Consider the following 17,396-nt stretch of genomic DNA (forward strand, 5'->3'; position numbering starts at 1 on the left):
CCGCGTGCCGCGCCCAAAAGGATTGACGGTTTATGGAAGTATCTCGCGTACGGGCCCTGCGTGGTCCCAACCTCTGGAGCCACCACACCTCGGTGGAGGCGATCGTCGCCTGCACCCCAGAAGAAGAATCGGTCGGCACCCTGCCCGGCTTTGAAGCGCGCCTGCACACGCGCTTTCCGCAATTGGGCCACCTGCAGCCGACCGGCCATGACGACACCGTGTCGATGGCCCAAGTGCTCGAGCGGGTCACTCTGGTGCTGCAAGAAGAAGCCGGCTGCCCGGTCACCTTCAGCCGCACGACCGCGACGCTGGAAACCGGCATCTACCAGGTGGTGGTCGAGTACAGCGAAGAAGCCGTCGGCCGCCTGGCCATCGAGATGGCGCAGCAGTTGTGCCTTGCAGCCCGCAACGATACGGCTTTCGACATCGACGCCGCGCTGGCGCGCCTGCGCGAGGTCGACGAAGACGTGCGCCTGGGTCCATCCACCGGCGCGATCGTACAGGCCGCCATTGCCCGCAATATTCCGTTTCGCCGCCTGACCCGGGGCAGCCTGGTCATGTTCGGCTGGGGCAGTCGCCAGCGCCGCATCCAGGCCGCCGAGATCGACGCTACCGGCGCCATCGCCGAGACCATTGCCCAGGACAAGGAGCTGACCAAGAAGCTGCTAGATGCCGCCGGCGTGCCGGTGCCGCAGGGCCGCAGCGTGAGCGACCCCGACGATGCCTGGCTTGCCGCCCAGGAGATTGGCCTGCCGGTCGTGATCAAGCCGAAGGACGGCAACCAGGGCAAGGGTGTGACCGTCAACGTCACCACCCGCGAGCAATTAACCGCGGGCTTTCACACCGCCGCCGAGTTCCGCGACGATATCCTGGTCGAGCGCTACCTGCCCGGCCACGACTACCGCTTGCTGGTGATCGGCGACAAGCTGGTGGCCGCCGCCCGGCGCGATCCGCCCTTCGTGGTCGGCGACGGCGTGCATACCGTGCGCGAACTGGTCGACGAGGTCAATCGCGACCCGCGCCGCGGCGAAGGCCACTCCACTTCGCTGACCAAGATCCGCTTCGACGACATCGCCCTGGCAACGCTGGCCGCCAGCGGCATGCATGCCGACTCGACACCGGCACAGGGCCAGCGCGTGGTGCTGCGCAATAACGCCAACCTGTCCACCGGCGGCACCGCCACCGACGTCACCGACGACGTGCATCCCGAAGTAGCCGAGCGCTGCATCGCTGCCGCCCATATGGTCGGCCTGGACATCTGCGGGGTCGACCTGGTGTGCGACAGTGTCTTGAAACCCATCGAAGAACAGAACGGCGGCATCGTCGAAGTCAATGCCGCGCCAGGCCTGCGCATGCACCTGTCGCCCTCATTCGGCAAGAGCCGTCCGATCGGCGAAGCGATCGTCTCGACCCTGTTCGAAGACGGCGACGACGGCCGCATTCCAGTGGTGGCCGTGACCGGCACCAACGGCAAGACCACCACGGTGCGCCTGATCGCCCACCTGCTTACCGCATCGGGCCTGCGCACCGGCATGACCAATACCGACGGTGTCTACATCGAAGGCCGCCGCATCGACAGCGGCGACTGCTCGGGCCCGCGCAGCGCGCGCAACGTGCTGCTGCATCCGGATGTCGACGCCGCTGTATTCGAGACCGCACGCGGCGGCCTGCTGCGCGAAGGCCTGGCTTTCGACCGTTGCCAGGTGGCGGTGGTCACCAATATCGGCGCCGGCGACCACCTGGGACTGAACTACATCACCACCCTCGAAGACCTGGCGGTGCTCAAGCGCGTGATCGTCCAGAACGTGGCGGTGGGCGGCATGGCCGTGCTCAACGCCGCCGATCCGGTGGTAGCGGCAATGGCCGAGAAGACCCACGGCGACGTGACCTTCTTCGCGCTCGACGCCGGCCACCCTTTGATGCTGATGCACCGCGCCCTGGGCCGGCGCGTCGTGTTCGTCGAAGACGGCCAGCTGGTGGCGGCGCAGGGCAAGCTCGAGCACCGCGTGCCGCTGGCCGAGGTGCCGATCACCCGCGGCGGGGCGGTCGGCTTCCAGGTCGAGAATGTGCTGGCCTCGGTAGGCGCCGCCTGGGCGGTGGGCATCGACTGGGACGCCATCCGGGTCGGCCTGCGCACGTTTGTCGGCGAGAGCGACAACGCGCCCGGACGCTTTAACGTGTTCGACTACCGCGGCGCCACCATCATCGCCGACTACGGCCACAATCCGGACGCGATTGCCGCATTGGTCAACGCGGTCGAGGCGATGCCGGCGAAACGCCGCTCGGTGGTGATCAGCGGCGCTGGCGACCGCCGCGACCAGGACATCAGCCAGCAGACCGAAATCCTTGGCCGCGCGTTTGACGACGTGCTGCTCTACCAGGACCAGTGCCAGCGTGGCCGCCCCGACGGCGAAGTGGTCGCGCTCTTGCGCCGGGGCCTGGATGGCGCCACCCGTACCAGCCATGTCGAGGAAATCAACGGCGAGTTCGTCGCCATCGACCGGGCCATGGCGCGCCTCGATGCGGGCGACCTGTGCCTGATCCTGATCGACCAGGTGGACGAAGCGCTGGCGCATATCACACGCCGCGTCGCAGAAAGATGAGACCTTCGGTCACGCCGGCTTTGCCAGCAATGAACCTGCCTTTCCTGCTGCGCGCGCTGCTGAAGTTTCCAAAGCAGCGTGCGCAGCAAGATAGCCAGGAGGCGATGCCGGACCTGGTCACCGAATACCGGCTCGATGGGCTGCCGCTCGACGACATTGCCCGTTACCGCGCCGCCTTCGGTTTCGCGCAAGGGCATGTGCCCGTCACCTGGTGGTATCTGCTCGCGCAGCGTGCGCACCTGGCCACCATGCTGGAGCCGCGCTTTCCGTTCAAGATCGTCGGCGTGGTCCACATGGACAACGCGCTGAGCGAACATGGCCGCGCCGAACCCGGCCAGGCCATCATCGTGAAGACCGTGCTGCGCCTGCTGCCGCCCTCGAGCAGCGGCGCCCTGCGCTGCACGCTGGAGACCACCGGCAGCGCCGGCGGCGCCCCTGTCTTCAACTGCACCAGCACCTACCTGATCCGGCGCGGCGCGCGCTCCGGCGCAAAGCCGGCGCACGACGCTGCGGCATCATCCGGCGAGATCGTCGCGCAATGGACCCTCGACGCCGCGGCCGGCCGCCGCTACGCGCGCCTGTCCGGCGACTGGAACCCGATCCACCTGACCGGCTGGAGCGCCCGCCTGATGGGCATGCGCACCCCGATCATCCACGGCATGCACACGCTGGCTGCCAGCTGCGCCGCGCTGGAACAGCATTCCGGCCGCCACGCGACGTCCATCAGCTGCCGCTTCCGCGCGCCGATCGCGCTGGGCAGCAGCGTGAGCTTGCGCGCGCAGATGGAAGCGGGCGCATTCGTGGTGGAGGCCGGGGGCCAGCCGGCGGTGACGGGGAATTGCGCGCTGGCGTGATGCCGGCGCTGTAGGTGCGGGGAATGGCAGATGGCGCGCTCGCGTCCACATACTTGATCTAATGCCCAAACATCGTTGACGACAGCCAAGTTTTGTTGAACTCAACAATTCGACAATGGCCTCTTTTATCGAGGAGAGCACCATGGCAGTCGACTTCTATCTCCAGCTGGACGGTATCAAGGGTGAGTCAGCCGATTCTACGCACCTGGAATGGATCGAGTGCACCTCGGTGCATTGGTCGATTACCCAGCCTAAAAGTGCAACTGCATCGACCGCTGGCGGCCACACCGCCGAGCGCGCTGAGCTCAGCGAAATCAGCCTCAGCAAGTTGGTCGACCTGGCTTCACCGATCCTCGCGCAGCTCTGTGCAACCGGCAAGACGCTACCGATCGCTAAGCTGGAAATGATGCGCGCGGACGGTAACGGCGCCCCAGTCAAATCTTACGAAGTCGAACTGGAGAATGTACTCATCGCACACATCGCGCCCAGCTTCAGCGGTGGTGGCTTTCCAAGCGAGAGCTTGGGCCTGAAATTTTCAAAAGTGCGCTGGAAGTATACAAGGCAAAAGATCGGCGGCGGCAGTAGCGGCAACACCGCCGGCGGGTGGAACTTGGCGACCAACAGGGCGACATAATGCGCGCGCTGATCCTACTCGGCTTGGTGCTCGCAACACCAGCCCTCGCGCAGTCGTCGACCGTCGCGCCCTGGATGAGCGGCACGCGCCTGGTCAAGCTTTTCGGGAACGTCGACCCAGCCACCATTAGCTGGTCGTCCGACGGCCCATTTCGCACGCGCGCGATCGCAGCCGAATACCTGGATATGTTGAACGGCGAGTTCGCCCGGGGATATATTCAGGCAGTGCACGATGCAACCGAAGGCAAGGAATGGTGTTGGAGCACGAAACACAAGCCCCTCCCCCATGAGCTGGAGGCTGACGCACGTCACGCGCTGCAGCGGATGTCCGACGCCCAGCTCAAGCTCAACGCCGCGGACCTGATCATCCAGGCTTGGCGGACAAAGTGGCCATGCCCTTCCAGCCAGCGGAGGACACAATGAAAGGTCCGTTTGCCAATCTAAGGATGCACTTCCCAGATACCGACAATGTCGCGCGGGAGGAACTGTATCAGTGGATCGGATACCCAGAAAATATCAACAACCCGAACTTCTACAATACCTGTGCGATTCGCATGAGTCTTTCTCTTCTCGGCGCGGGATATCCAAACCCGGGGAACTGGCCCATCAAGGCCGGTAAGTACAAGGGTCGCTGCATCGAAACCAGGCAAAAAAAGCTGAGCGCCTGGCTGATACGTCAAATCGGAACACCAGAAAAGTTCAAAGGCGGAGAAGACGCCGAACGAGGTATCGGCGACCGACGCGGGATTATTTCGTTCTTCAGCATCTACGGTGGCAGCGACCCGCAGGGGCACATTGCTATTGTGTCGAGGGATCGCTGGGGCCGGTATCTGCGGTGTGGAAATGAGATCGATGGGACCGCGACCGGCTGCTATTGGCTGTCACGCGAGGTATGGTTCTGGCCGATGACCTAGCGTTTGCATCGGTCATCGTGCCCACTTCGCAACCATCTTCTTGCGTGCAATTTGCTATGTTTTCGTGACGACAGCACTCGATGCAATCATCTCCGTTGATCGATACCGGCGCGGAGTGAAACACGCCATGCACCTCCGACGCGGGAGCTGGCCTATTGTTTGTTGCAGGGCTCTGCGGCAGCGCGCTTCCTCATCTCCGCCTCGGTCTCGCGCAGGAGCCTGCGGTGGCGCACCCACAACCAGGCCGCATACGCTGAAGTCAAGGGCATCGCCAGCACCGCGCCTCCAAACAATCCCAGCCGAAGCCGCAGGCTGGCAACTTCGTCGAGCGTCACATTGCCTGGCAGCGCGCCGAAATCGGCAAACTGGAAATAGGCCAGGCTGACCAACAGGGCCAGCAACACGAGCATGCCAGAGCGCAGGATGCTCTGCTTGCCGGTCGGGTAGTTGTTTTTCAGCCTGATCTGTTCAAATGCCTTCAGATACTCCGGATCGACTTTTTGCTTGGCCCTGGCGGGATGTTTTGTAGTATTCAATGGCATATTCCTTCACTGGTTTGTTCGCTTGCCGCCCTGGGGATGACAGCGGGTTGGATATTGTAGAGCCTGCCGGCGCGAACACCGCTAGAGCTCGACCTTTCACAGCTTGCCACCCGATCGCGGTAGAATGACACCCCCCGGCTTTGCGCGCCTTCCCGCTCGACCATCAAAGAAATGACCACCGCACCAGCTGAAATCAACGCCGCCGCCATCAAGAACAGCAGCGCGGAAAAGCTCACCCCCATGATGCAGCAATACATGCGCATCAAAGCCGATTATCCGACCATGCTGGTGTTCTACCGCATGGGCGATTTCTACGAGCTGTTCCTCGACGACGCCGAAAAGGCTTCGCGCGTGCTCGGCATCACGCTCACTGCGCGCGGCTCCATGAACGGCGCGCCGATCAAGATGGCGGGCGTGCCCTTCCACTCGCTCGACGGCTATCTGGCCAAGCTGGTCAAGCTGGGCGAATCGTGTGCGATCTGCGAGCAGATCGGCGACCCGGCGCTGGCCAAGGGCCCGGTCGAGCGCAAGGTGGTGCGGGTGGTCACCCCGGGCACCCTGACCGACAGCGACCTGCTGCCGGAAAAATCCGACCGTCCCCTGCTGGCGCTGTGCATGCACAGCCAGCGCAAGACCGTCACGGTTGGCCTGGCCTGGCTGTCGCTGGCCAGCGGCAACCTGCGCCTGATGGAATTCTCGGGCGAGGCGCGCGTGGTCCAGGCGCGCCTGCTGCACGAACTCGAACGCATCGCGCCGGCCGAGATCCTGCGTGCAGATTGTGGCAACGGCGGCGCCGACATGTTCGAATCGGAGCCGGTGGCGCATACCCAGCGCCTGCCGGAATGGCATTTCGACGTGCTCAAGGGCCACCAGTCGCTGCTCGACCAGCTGAACGTGGCCACCCTCACCGGCTTTGGCGCCGACGGCCTGGGCGCGGCGTTTGGTGCAGCCGGCGCACTGCTGCGCTATGCGCAGTCGACCCAGGGGCGCGGCCTACAGCACGTCAACAGCCTGGCCTGCGAACTCGAAAACGACACCATCGGCCTGGACGCTGCCACACGCCGCAACCTGGAACTGACCGAGACCATCCGCGGCCAGGAAGCGCCGACGCTGTTTTCCTTGCTGGACGGCTGCCGCACCGCGATGGGCTCGCGCCTGCTGCGCCACTGGCTGCACCATGCCAAGCGCAGCCAGGACGTGGCACGCGCACGCCACCAGGCGATCGAAGCGCTGGCCCAAGCCGATGCCACTGCGACGCTCTCGGGCACGCTGTCCAAGGTGCCCGACATCGAGCGCATCACTACGCGCATCGCCCTCTTGTCGGCGCGTCCGCGCGACTTGTCCTGCCTGCGCGATGGCCTCGCCACCCTGCCGGCGCTGCGCGAACAGGTGGCGCGCTGCTTCATCCCCGGCGCTACCACCCTGCTGGGCGAGATCCACGCGCTGCTCGCCACCCCGGAAGCCTGCGTCGACCTCTTGGTGCGCGCGGTGATGGAAGAGCCGAGCACGATGGTGCGCGACGGCGGCGTGTTCGCGCGCGGCTTCGACGCCGAACTCGACGAACTGCGTGCGCTGTCCGAGAACGCCGGCCAGTTCTTGGTCGACCTGGAAACGCGCGAGCGCGCCCGCACCGGCATCAGCAACCTGCGCGTCGAATACAACCGGGTGCACGGCTTCTATATCGAAGTTACCAACGGCCAGACCGACAAGGTGCCAGACGACTACCGCCGCCGCCAGACGCTCAAGAACGCCGAGCGCTACATTACGCCCGAGCTCAAGGCCTTCGAAGACAAGGCCCTGTCGGCGCAAGACCGCGCGCTGGCGCGCGAGAAGATGCTCTACGAGCAGCTCCTGGGGGACCTGGCGCCCTTCATCGGCTGCCTGCAGTCGATCGCGAGCGGCCTGGCGCAGCTCGATACCCTGGTGGCGCTGACCAGCCACGCGGTGCGCAACAACTGGTGCGCACCCCAGCTCGTCGACGAGCCTTGCTTGACGATCGTCGAAGGCCGCCATCCGGTGGTGGAAAACCAGATCGAGCGCTTTATCGCCAACGACTGCCGTTTGTCGAACGACCGTCGCCTGCTCCTGATCACCGGTCCGAACATGGGCGGTAAATCGACCTTCATGCGCCAGGTGGCCTTGATCACGCTGCTGGCCTATGTCGGCAGCTACGTGCCGGCCACGCGGGCCACGATCGGGCCGATCGACCGCATCTTCACCCGCATCGGCGCCAGCGACGACCTGGCCAACGGCCGTTCGACCTTCATGGTCGAGATGACCGAATCGGCTGCGATTCTCAATGGCGCCACCGAAAATTCGCTGGTGCTGATGGACGAAGTCGGGCGCGGCACTTCGACCTTCGACGGCCTGGCGCTGGCCTGGGCGATCGCGCGCCACCTGATCGACAGCAGCCGCAGCTTCACGCTGTTCGCGACCCACTATTTCGAATTGACCCAGCTGCCCGAGGCGCACCCAAGCGCGGTGAACGTGCACCTGTCGGCGGTCGAGCACAAGGACAACATCGTGTTCCTGCATGCGGTGCAGGACGGGCCGGCATCGCAGAGCTACGGCCTGCAGGTGGCGCAGCTGGCCGGCGTGCCGCCAGCGGTGATCCGCGCCGCGCGCAAGCACCTGGCGCGCCTGGAATCGCAGGCGCTCGACGCGACGCCGCAGCGCGACCTGTTCGCCACGAACACCATGGACAGCGACGCGGCGCACGACGACGCCGATGCGGCGCCGGATGCCAGCCTTCAAGCCGCGCCGGACGACGAACTGCACCAGGCGCTGCAGGCGGCGCTGGCCGCGATCGACCCGGACGCGCTCACCCCGCGCGAAGCGCTCGAGCGGCTCTACGAGCTCAAACGGCTCGCCGCCTGATGGGCATGCGCCGGCCCTTCCTGGTGGCGCTGCTGCTCGCAGGCGCGCTGGCCGCGGCGCCCGGCGCCAGCGCGCGCGACAAGAAAAGCGAGCAAGAGGCCAAAGAAAACAACCGGGACGGGCACGGGCACCATTTCGGCGTGGCCGGGTACAGCGCGGCCGAGAACGGCGAAATCGAGCCCAGGGCGGTGCTGGCCGAGGCCAGGGACAAGAAGCTGGCCTTCATGGTCGTCACCGGCGTCAAGGGCGCGGCGCAAGCCTGCGGCGACCGCGTGTACGAGAAGCGGCGCAAGCTGCTCGACAAGGCACGGCTTCCGGTGATCGTGTCGATTGCCGGAAGCGACTGGACCGGTTGCCGCAATTCGGCCGGCCGCACCAATGCCATCGAGCGCCTGAACCGCTTGCGCGAACTGTTCTACGGCGAGCCGGAAACGCTTGGCAGGGAAAAGCTGCCGCTGACGCGCCTATCGAGCAGCCCACGCTTTCGCAGCTATGCCGAGAACGCGCACTGGCGCGTCGGAAACGTGCTGTACGCCACCATCAACCTGCCCGCGGCCAACAACCACTACCTCCCGGCGGCAGGCCGCAACAGCGAATACGAAGACCGCGCGGTGGCCAACCGCTTCTGGCTCAACCGCCTGTTCGCAATCGCCAAGCAGGACAAGGTCAATGCGGTGGTGCTGTTCTCGGAAGGGAACATGCTGCCGCTGCTGCAACCAGCCAATGGCCTGCGCGCCCTGCTGCGGCGCGCGCCGTCGGGACACGACGGTTTTGCCAATACGCGGCGGCAGGTACAGATGCAATCGGCCAAGTTCAAGGGGCAGGTACTGGTCGTCGACAGCGCCGCGCTACCCAAGGATGCGGAGCCGGCAATCGAATGGCATGGCAATATCGGCCACCTGTCGGTCGGGGCGCACGCGGTGGAGGTGCTGGTGAAGGATTCGGGGAAGAACGTGTTCGGACTAGGTGAGGCGCTGCGCTGAGGGCGGCGCCGGCGCTCGACGCAGTAGAACGGGTTCCCGCCTTGGCCGGAACCCGATGGTCGGCGCCGCCGTAAACTAATTACTGCAGCGGCTGACTACGGAAATGGTCGCCAGCTTCGCTGTCGTCGAGTTCTTCATGGTGGTGGCCATGGGCGCCGTGCACGTGGCCGTGGGCGATTTCTTCGTCGGAGGCTGCGCGCACGTCGACCACGTCGAGTTCGAAGCGCAGGGCCATGCCGGCCAGCGGGTGGTTGCCGTCCAGTACCACCTTATCGTCGGCAATGTCGGTCACGGTGAAGATGGTCGGCTCATCGTCTTCGCCATCGGCCACGCCTTCGAACTGCATGCCTACTTCAAGCGGCTCGGGCAGGAGCTTGCGGTCTTCGACCTTCACCATCGCAGGATCGTAGTCGCCAAACGCATCTTCTGGCTCGACCTGGAGCGTCGACGAATAGCCCGTTTCCTTGCCGTCGAGTTCTTCTTCGATCTTCGGCAGCGTGTTCTCGTAGCCACCGTGCAGATAGACCATAGGCTGGGAACCTTCTTCGATCAGGTTGTTCTGGGCGTCCGACAGTTTGTAGTTGACCGTCACGACAGTATTCTTGGCAATCTTCATCGCGATTCCTTTCGTTGTGAGGTCCAGATTATACCCCTTGCCCGGGCGTGGCCCCGGTCCGGCTGGGTATAATGGCGCATGAAAAAATTACCGCTCCTTGGGAATATCACTCCCGCCCAGTTCCTGCGCGATTACTGGCAAAAGAAGCCGCTGCTGATCCGCCAGGCGATTCCCGGCTTTAAACCGCTGCTCAGTTTCGACAAACTGGCCGGGCTGGCACGCGAAAATCATGTCGAGTCGCGCCTGGTTACCCGGCGCGACGGCCAGTGGGACATGCAGCATGGCCCCCTGGCCGAACTGCCGGCGCGCAGCGAGCGCGAATGGACCATGCTGGTCCAGGGCGCCAACCTGTACGACCCAGGTGCCGACGCCCTGCTGCGCCAGTTCCGTTTCATCGCGGACGCCCGCCTCGACGACCTGATGATCAGCTTTGCGACCGATGGCGCTGGCGTGGGCCCGCATTTCGATTCGTATGACGTGTTCTTGCTGCAGGCGCACGGCAAGCGCCGCTGGCGCATCAGCGCGCAGCAAGACCTGGAACTGGTCGAAGGCCTGCCGCTCAAGATCCTGGCCAATTTTGCATCTGAAGAAGAATTCGTGCTTGAGCCGGGCGACATGCTCTACCTGCCTCCGCACTATGCGCACGACGGCGTCGCCGAGGGCGAGTGCATGACCTATTCGATCGGTTTCCGCGCGCCGGGCTACCAGGAAATCGGCGAAGCCTTCCTGCAATTCATGGCCGACTCGATCGACCTGCCGGGCCGCTATGCCGACCCGGACCTGCAGCCGGCCAAAAACCCGGCAGAGATCCCGCGCGAGATGCTCTCGACTATTACCGAAGAGCTCAACAAAGTGCGCTGGGACGAAGAAGACGTGGCGATCTTCCTGGGCGAATACCTGTCCGAGCCGAAGCACAATGTGTTCTTCACCGCGCCGGCCAAGCCGCTGGTGGTCGGCCGCTTCATGGAACAGGCCGGCAAGAAGGGCTTGAAACTGTCGAGCAAGACCTTGATGCTCTACCGCGGCAAGAACGTCTTTATCAATGGCGAATCGTTCGCCGTCGGCCGCGCCGACAAGGCGGTACTCGATGCGCTGGCCAACGAGCGCCGGCTCGAAGGCGCCCTGCTGGGCCAGGCTACCGACGACGTGCTCGAAGCGCTGTACACCTGGTACCAGGACGGCTGGATCGAACTGGCATAATCGAGCGCATCGCGCGCAATTACGCCCTACCGGAGAAGCCATGCAAGAAGCACGCTCGCTGCGTTTCGACACCCGCGCCGAGTTGGCGCTGCAGTGGCAGGCTTGCCTGGCCGCGGCGCACACCCGGCTCGACCTGTTCGATCCGGACTTCGCCGTCTTTGCGCTGGGCACGAGCGAGGTCGACGCGGCCTTGCGGACGTTTTTCGCGCGTGGCGGGGTTCTGCGCCTGGCGCTGCATTCGCCCGCGCATGTCGAACGCCACTATCCGCGCTTTCTGCGGCTGCTGCGCGATTTCAGTCACCGCGCCGAATGCCGGGCAACGCCGCAAGCGCTGCATCATCTGACCGATTCGTTCTGCATTGCAGACAATCGGCACGTGGTGCGGCGCTTTCATAGCGACCACCTGCGCGGTGAGGCCGCCTTCGATTCGCCCGGCGCGGTCGAGGTGCCGCGCCAGCGCTTCGATGCCATCTGGGATGATTCTTTTCTCACATTGCAGTCAACCAAAACCGGACTGTAGCCGTTATAGGCATGTTATCGGTCGTCACTCGGCTTGCCGCTTGTAACTTGTAACAAGATCGCGTAATTGAAGCGCAAATACTTTCACAAGAGCATGTGTTATCTATTGCGATTCAGTAAATTTCGCTATAATATCCGGTCAGGAAGGTTCCGTTGCCAAATAGGCAGTCTTGCTTTCAATGAAAGCACGAGAATTCCGCTGAGAAATAATTACCGGTAATTATTATTCAAACAAGCAGTACTTACTTTTGAAATATTAAGGAAAATCATGAAAAAATCCCTGCTGATCGTTTCCCTGATGGCTGTCGCTCTGGCTGCTTGCAGCAAGAAAGAAGAAGCTGCTCCAGTCGCTCCAGCAGTCGTTGAAGCGCCTGCTGCTACCACCGACACCACCGTCGTCGCGCCAGTCGCTACCGACGCTGCTGTTGCTGCTGACGCTGCTGCTGCCGCTTCGGCTGCTGCTTCGAACGCTGCTGACGCTGCTGCCGTCGCTTCGGACGCTGCTTCGCAAGCTGCTGAAACCGCTACCAAGTAATCAGATTTATCTGATGTTAAAGAACCGGCCTTCGGGCCGGTTTTTTTACGCCTCGTGGTTTATCGCGTGCAGATAAAAAAACCGGCCCGCAGGCCGGTTTGTCGATGCGCCGTCAGCGCAAGCGAATTACTTCAGCTCGTCTGCCAGCAGGTTCAGGATCTTGGCGCCGGTCGGGCCGGTATCGGCCTTGCCGTCGTTGGTCTGCACGGTCACCTGGGTGGTCGAGGCGCCCTGCTCGCCCTTGACCAGCACGCGGTAGCGCTGGGCTTCCTTGGCCTTGTCTTCTGAGCTGCCGAAGGTGAACAGTTTCTTGAAGAAGCCTTCTTTATTGGCTGCGTCCGGATCGACATAGCGCACAAAGTAGACGCCCTGCACGCGGTCGCGGTCTTCGACCGTGAAGCCGACGCGGTCCAGCGCCAGGCCGACGCGGCGCCAGGCACGGTCGAAGCCCTCGTCGAGCTCGACGGCGTTACCCACCAGCTTGGCGTGCAAGGTGGCGACTGGGGCATTGGCAACCATGGTTTCGGCAGCCTTGGTTTCCTTGACGCCGGTTAATTGCGCCACCATGCGGCCCAGGAATTGCGCTTCCAGGCCCGGGTCGTTGGCACGGGTGGTCCAGACGGTGGTCTCGCGCTGCGCGCCGTTGAGCACTTCTTCGGCGCCGCGGTGGCTGACATAGATCTCGGTCGAGCCGTCCGGCAGGCGCTCGAGGCGGGTGCGGAACTTGTCGCGCTCGCCGGTCGAATAGGCGCGGTCAAAGACCTTGCCCAGCGCGTTGCGAATGAAATCCTGCGGGATCTTCGAGCGGTTCTCGACCCAGCTGGTTTCCATGATGCCGGTGGTGGTCGACTCGGTTTCGATGGCGAAACCCTGGTTTTCCCAGAACTGGCGCAGTTGCGGCCACAGCTGTTCAGGAGTCTGCTTGACCACCAGCCAGCGCTGGTCGCCGTTGCGCTGGATGCTGACGGCGTCGGTCGAGACCGGGCCGATGGTGCTCATCGAACCGGCCACGGGCGCCATGCCCATCGCGGCGGCGCCGCGCTGCTGCTGCTGCTGGAAGCCCGACGCGGTGGCGACGCCCTTGCCGTCAGGGACAGCGTAGCGGTTGTCGCGCTGCAGTGCGGTCAGGTCCGGCGGCACTTCCAGCGCGGCGGCTTTCTTGGCGCCGCGGTAGTCGACCTTGTCCGACTCGAAGATGGTGGTGCAGGCAGCCAGGCTCAGGGCCAACGCGGAAAGCGTCAGCACGCGTACCGCGGCAGGCGCGCAAACCAGGTGTGCCGGATTGGAGTTCTTCTTGGTGCGAATAGTCATGTCGTTCGATGTCAGTTGCTGGAAACCGGAACCCTTGCGGGATCAGGTGGGGAGAAGGCCCGCCTGGGCCAGCGCGGTGCGTACGGTAGCGTGAAGCGGCTCCGACAGCGGCACCAGCGGCAGGCGCAGGCCGGATGGCATCTTGCCCATCTCGGCCAGTGCCCACTTGACCGGGACCGGATTGGGCTCGACGAACAGCTTGGCATGCAGCTCGAGGACGCGGTTGTTGATCTCGACGGCGCGCGCAATGTCGCCGGCCATGGCCGCGGCGCACAGTTCGTGCATCGCGCGCGGGGCCACGTTGGCGGTGACCGAGATATTGCCGGCCGCGCCGCAGAACATCAGCGCCATCGCGGTCGGATCGTCGCCCGAATACACGGCAAACGACTTGTCCACCATGCGCAGCAGCTCGATGCCGCGCCCGACGTTGCCGGTGGCGTCCTTGATGCCGATGATGTTGTCGATCGGCGCCAGGCGCGCGACGGTCTCGTTGCTCATGTCGGCCACGGTGCGGCCCGGCACGTTGTACAGGATGACCGGCAGGTCTACCGCTTCGGCGATGGCCTTGAAGTGGCGGTACATGCCTTCCTGGGTTGGACGGTTGTAATAAGGAACCACCTGCAGGGTCGCATCGGCGCCGACCGCTTTCGCGTGGCGCGTCAGGGCGATGGCCTCGACCGTCGAATTGCCGCCGGCGCCGGCAATGACCGGAATGCGGCCGGCGACATGCTCGACCGCCAGTTTGATCAGCTCGCCATGCTCTTCGGGGGAAACGGTGGCCGACTCGCCGGTGGTGCCGACGATGACAATGCCATCGGTGCCCTGCTCGATATGCCAGTCGAGCAACTGGCGCAGGGAGTCGCGGTCGAGACTGCCGTCCTCGAACATCGGGGTGACGATTGCTACGATGCTGCCCTTAATCATATGCGTTGACCGTGCCACTAAGTAAATAAAAATCTGATTGTAGCGGATCGCCCGCCAAATTGGTTCATTTCGCCGCCAGATTATGGTCGAGCCTGGCCTGGTGTCTGGCGAAGCCGGGGCCGGCCGCGCACAGGCGCTGTACCTGGGCCGGCTGCGGATGCTCGACATGGCCATCTTCGTAGGCCAGTACCTGCAGGCCGCCGCTTGCTGCCAGCGCCAGCAGTTCGGCGGGTGCCAGCAAGAAGTCCGGATTCGAGGGCTTGCCGTAGACCTCGTTGCCTTGGGCGAAGGTTTCGTAGATCAGGATGCCGTCCGGCCGCAGGCTGCGCACCAGCTGCGCGAACAGCGGACGGTGCAGGTAATTGGTCACGACAATGGCGGCAAAGCGGCCGGCTGCGAAGGGCCAGACGGCGCCTTCGCGCTCGAGGTCGTGCTGCAGCGTCGCGACCCTCGGACCTGCCAGCTGCGCCAGCTCGGCCAACTGGTCGGCGTTGCGGTCGAGCGCCACTACCGACAGGGCGCGGTCGGCGAACAATCGCGCGTGGCGCCCCGACCCGCAGGCCAGGTCGAGCACTTCGCCGCCTGTTACCAGGGGCGCGAAACGCGCGACCCAGGGCGAGACCGGCAGCGTCGGCGCCTGATTCACGACAGCAGCAGGGTCAGCGGCGAAGCGATCAGCTGCAGCAGCATGCGGCCGAACATCATCACCGGGCCAACCCAGAACGACAACAGGTTAAAGAACAGCAGCGCCAGCACGATGAAGAAACCATAGGGCTCGATGCGCGCGAACTGGTAGGCCAGGCGGGTCGGCAGCATGCTGGTCAACACGCGGCCACCGTCCAGTGGCGGAATCGGCAGCAGGTTGAAGGCGAACAGCAGCAGGTTCACGATCAGGCCGGCCTGCGCTACCTTGTGCGGGAATTCCTCGCCGACCCCGAAGGCCACCAGCACCACCGCGAAGATCAGCCACATCAGGGCCATGATGAAATTTGCGCCGGGGCCGGCCAGCGCCACCCAGGCCATGTCGCGTTTCGGATTGCGCAGGCGCGCAAAGTCGACCGGCACCGGCTTGGCATAACCGAACACGAAACCGGTGGTCAGGTAGAGCGCAATCGGAATCACGATGGTGCCGACGATGTCGACGTGCACCAGCGGATTGAGGGTCATGCGTCCCGCGGCGTAAGCGGTGTTATCGCCAAAATAACGGGCAACATAGGCGTGGGCGGCTTCGTGCAGGGTGATCGCAAAAAGAACGGGCAGCGCGTAGACAGCGATATTACGAATCAGGTCATCCATGGTGGGATTCTACCAGAGGCAGCAGCCCGCCCGCCCGGTGTTAAGGGGCTTATAAGCCAAAGGCGGCCGGGTCGCCCCGGCCTTGGCGCACCAGCACCGGTGCGTCGCCGGTCAGGTCGATGACGGTGGTCGCTTCGAGCGTGCCGGCGCCGCCGTCGATTACCAGTTCGACCAGCTTGTCGAGGCGCTCGCGCACCTCGTCGGGATCGGACAGCATGTGCTCGTCGCCCGGCAGTTGCAAGGTGGTGCCGATCAGCGGCTCGCCCAGTTCTTCGAGCAGGGCCAGCATGATGGGGTTTTGCGGCACGCGCAGGCCAATAGTCTTGCGCGACGGATGCGACAGGCGGCGCGGCACTTCGCGCGTGGCCTCCAGGATCACCGTGTACGGCCCCGGCATGGTGGCCTTGAGCAGCCGGTACTGGGCGTTGTCGACGCGCGCGAAATGCGCCACCGCCGACAGGTCGTGCACCAGCAGCGTGAGGTGGTGCTTGTCGTCGACCCCGCGAATGCGGCGCAGCTTGTCGACCGCGCTCTTGTCGTCGAGGCGGCAGACCAGCGCATAGGCCGAGTCGGTCGGCACGGCGACGATGCCGCCGCTGCCAATGATCTGTGCGGCCTGCTTGATCAGGCGCAGCTGCGGATTGTCGGGGTGGATCTGGAAAAATTGGGCCATCGGAGCCTTCTTGTTAAATGGACGCCTGGCGCAGGGCCTGGAGCGCGGCGATGCGCTGCTCCATGGGCGGATGGGTCGAGAACAGCGCGCCCCAGCCGCCGCCGCTGCCGGAAATTCCGGAAGCGGACATCGACGCAGGCAGTGCGCCGGGTGCCAGGCCGCCGAGGCGGGCCAGCGCGCGCTGCATCGGCACCGAAGTGCCCATCAGGGTCGCGGCGCCGGCGTCGGCGCGAAATTCGCGCTTGCGCGAAAACCAGGCGACGATGATCGAGGCCACGATGCCGAACAGGATCTCGCACACGAACACGGTCGCCATGTAGCCGATGCCGGGGCCGCGGCCTTCGTTGCGCAGCAAGACCTTGTCGACAAAAAAGCCGACCACGCGCGCCAGGAACACCACAAAGGTATTAACCACGCCCTGGATCAGGGTCAGCGTGATCATGTCGCCGTTCGCGATATGCGCCACTTCGTGGCCGAGCACGGCTTCGACCTCGTCCTGGTTCATGCTGGCCAATAGGCCGGTGGAAACCGCCACCAGCGCCGAATTCTTGAAGGCGCCCGTGGCAAACGCGTTCGGCTCGCCGTCGTACACGGCCACTTCGGGCGTCTCGATGCCGGCCCGCGCGGACAGCTTGGCGACGGTGGCGAGCAGCCACTGCTCGGTGCTGTTGCCTGGCTGCTCGATCACGCGTGCACCGGTCGACCATTTGGCCATCGGTTTGCTCAGCAAGAGCGAGATGAACGAGCCGGTAAAGCCGACCACCAGCGAGAACAGGGCCAGCGACGGGATATCGATCCCCTGCCCGGTGACGGCGCGCCCCACCCCGAGCAGGTTCAGGACAAGCGACACCACCAGCACCACGGCCAGGTTGGTAGCAAGGAACAGGACAATGCGTTTCATGAGTGCGCCTCCGGA

18 protein-coding genes are annotated in these 17,396 nt (G+C 64.4%); 10 read left to right on the forward strand and 8 right to left on the reverse strand.

Annotation, left to right across the window (positions count from 1 at the left end; all coding sequences use genetic code 11):
- Positions 1-32: 32 nt before the first annotated feature.
- The 5 genes from cphA to NRS07_RS14650 all read left to right on the forward strand — a co-directional run bounded on the left by cphA (position 33) and on the right by NRS07_RS14650 (position 5,004).
- Positions 33-2,603, forward strand: a complete 2,571-nt coding sequence (gene cphA, locus NRS07_RS14630) for a cyanophycin synthetase (RefSeq protein ID WP_259208167.1) — start codon at positions 33-35, stop codon at positions 2,601-2,603.
- 29 nt (positions 2,604-2,632) lie between these two features.
- Complete coding sequence (locus NRS07_RS14635; protein WP_259208169.1) at positions 2,633-3,457, forward strand: MaoC/PaaZ C-terminal domain-containing protein; 825 nt, start codon at positions 2,633-2,635, stop codon at positions 3,455-3,457.
- A gap of 142 nt (positions 3,458-3,599) precedes the next feature.
- Positions 3,600-4,091: a type VI secretion system tube protein Hcp gene (locus NRS07_RS14640; RefSeq protein ID WP_259208171.1), complete on the forward strand. Its 492-nt coding sequence runs from the start codon at positions 3,600-3,602 to the stop codon at positions 4,089-4,091.
- Positions 4,091-4,513 carry a Rap1a/Tai family immunity protein gene (locus NRS07_RS14645; protein ID WP_259208172.1) on the forward strand — a complete coding sequence of 141 codons (423 nt, stop codon included), beginning with the start codon at positions 4,091-4,093 and terminating at the stop codon, positions 4,511-4,513. Before NRS07_RS14640 ends, NRS07_RS14645 begins: the two co-directional genes overlap by 1 nt.
- Positions 4,510-5,004 carry a type VI secretion system amidase effector protein Tae4 gene (locus tag NRS07_RS14650; protein WP_259208174.1) on the forward strand — a complete coding sequence of 165 codons (495 nt, stop codon included), beginning with the start codon at positions 4,510-4,512 and terminating at the stop codon, positions 5,002-5,004. The genes NRS07_RS14645 and NRS07_RS14650 overlap by 4 nt, the downstream gene beginning before the upstream one ends.
- Positions 5,005-5,156: 152 nt before the next feature.
- Here NRS07_RS14650 and NRS07_RS14655 read toward each other — a convergent pair whose 3' ends face one another.
- Complete coding sequence (locus NRS07_RS14655; protein WP_259208175.1) at positions 5,157-5,540, reverse strand: hypothetical protein; 384 nt, start codon at positions 5,538-5,540, stop codon at positions 5,157-5,159.
- Between the two features lie 177 nt (positions 5,541-5,717).
- Here NRS07_RS14655 and mutS point away from each other — a divergent pair, with 177 nt between their 5' ends.
- Positions 5,718-8,423 (forward strand): DNA mismatch repair protein MutS, encoded by a 2,706-nt coding sequence (gene mutS, locus NRS07_RS14660; RefSeq protein ID WP_259208176.1) that lies wholly within the window; start codon positions 5,718-5,720, stop codon positions 8,421-8,423.
- A gap of 5 nt (positions 8,424-8,428) precedes the next feature.
- On the forward strand, positions 8,429-9,406 hold the full coding sequence (locus NRS07_RS14665; protein WP_259208177.1) for a hypothetical protein: 978 nt from the start codon (positions 8,429-8,431) through the stop codon (positions 9,404-9,406).
- A 79-nt stretch (positions 9,407-9,485) separates the two neighbouring features.
- On the opposite strand, the gene NRS07_RS14670 is transcribed toward NRS07_RS14665, so the two are convergent.
- Complete coding sequence (locus NRS07_RS14670) at positions 9,486-10,022, reverse strand: peptidylprolyl isomerase (RefSeq protein WP_259208179.1); 537 nt, start codon at positions 10,020-10,022, stop codon at positions 9,486-9,488.
- A gap of 78 nt (positions 10,023-10,100) precedes the next feature.
- Here NRS07_RS14670 and NRS07_RS14675 point away from each other — a divergent pair, with 78 nt between their 5' ends.
- From NRS07_RS14675 to NRS07_RS14685, 3 genes are all read left to right on the forward strand, one after another.
- Complete coding sequence (locus NRS07_RS14675) at positions 10,101-11,222, forward strand: cupin domain-containing protein (RefSeq protein ID WP_259208181.1); 1,122 nt, start codon at positions 10,101-10,103, stop codon at positions 11,220-11,222.
- 40 nt (positions 11,223-11,262) lie between these two features.
- Positions 11,263-11,742: a hypothetical protein gene (locus NRS07_RS14680; protein ID WP_259208183.1), complete on the forward strand. Its 480-nt coding sequence runs from the start codon at positions 11,263-11,265 to the stop codon at positions 11,740-11,742.
- Between the two features lie 267 nt (positions 11,743-12,009).
- Positions 12,010-12,276: a hypothetical protein gene (locus tag NRS07_RS14685; RefSeq protein WP_259208185.1), complete on the forward strand. Its 267-nt coding sequence runs from the start codon at positions 12,010-12,012 to the stop codon at positions 12,274-12,276.
- A 126-nt stretch (positions 12,277-12,402) separates the two neighbouring features.
- Here NRS07_RS14685 and bamC read toward each other — a convergent pair whose 3' ends face one another.
- From bamC to htpX, 6 genes are all read right to left on the reverse strand, one after another.
- Positions 12,403-13,587 (reverse strand): outer membrane protein assembly factor BamC, encoded by a 1,185-nt coding sequence (gene bamC, locus NRS07_RS14690; protein ID WP_259208189.1) that lies wholly within the window; start codon positions 13,585-13,587, stop codon positions 12,403-12,405.
- Between the two features lie 42 nt (positions 13,588-13,629).
- Positions 13,630-14,511, reverse strand: coding sequence for a 4-hydroxy-tetrahydrodipicolinate synthase (gene dapA / locus NRS07_RS14695; RefSeq protein ID WP_259208193.1), 882 nt, complete (start codon positions 14,509-14,511; stop codon positions 13,630-13,632).
- A gap of 64 nt (positions 14,512-14,575) precedes the next feature.
- The gene (locus NRS07_RS14700; RefSeq protein ID WP_259208194.1) at positions 14,576-15,157 is read right to left on the reverse strand and encodes a bifunctional 2-polyprenyl-6-hydroxyphenol methylase/3-demethylubiquinol 3-O-methyltransferase UbiG; all 582 of its coding nucleotides are present in this window, start codon (positions 15,155-15,157) and stop codon (positions 14,576-14,578) included.
- Positions 15,154-15,807 carry a site-2 protease family protein gene (locus tag NRS07_RS14705; RefSeq protein ID WP_259208196.1) on the reverse strand — a complete coding sequence of 218 codons (654 nt, stop codon included), beginning with the start codon at positions 15,805-15,807 and terminating at the stop codon, positions 15,154-15,156. Before NRS07_RS14705 ends, NRS07_RS14700 begins: the two co-directional genes overlap by 4 nt.
- Positions 15,808-15,856: 49 nt before the next feature.
- Positions 15,857-16,480: an L-threonylcarbamoyladenylate synthase gene (locus NRS07_RS14710; protein ID WP_259208199.1), complete on the reverse strand. Its 624-nt coding sequence runs from the start codon at positions 16,478-16,480 to the stop codon at positions 15,857-15,859.
- Positions 16,481-16,493: 13 nt separating this feature from the next.
- Positions 16,494-17,381 (reverse strand): protease HtpX, encoded by an 888-nt coding sequence (gene htpX / locus NRS07_RS14715; RefSeq protein ID WP_259208202.1) that lies wholly within the window; start codon positions 17,379-17,381, stop codon positions 16,494-16,496.
- Positions 17,382-17,396 lie beyond the last annotated feature (15 nt).

The sequence above is a fragment of the Massilia sp. H6 genome, from assembly GCF_024802625.1.
Lineage (GTDB): Bacteria > Pseudomonadota > Gammaproteobacteria > Burkholderiales > Burkholderiaceae_D > Telluria.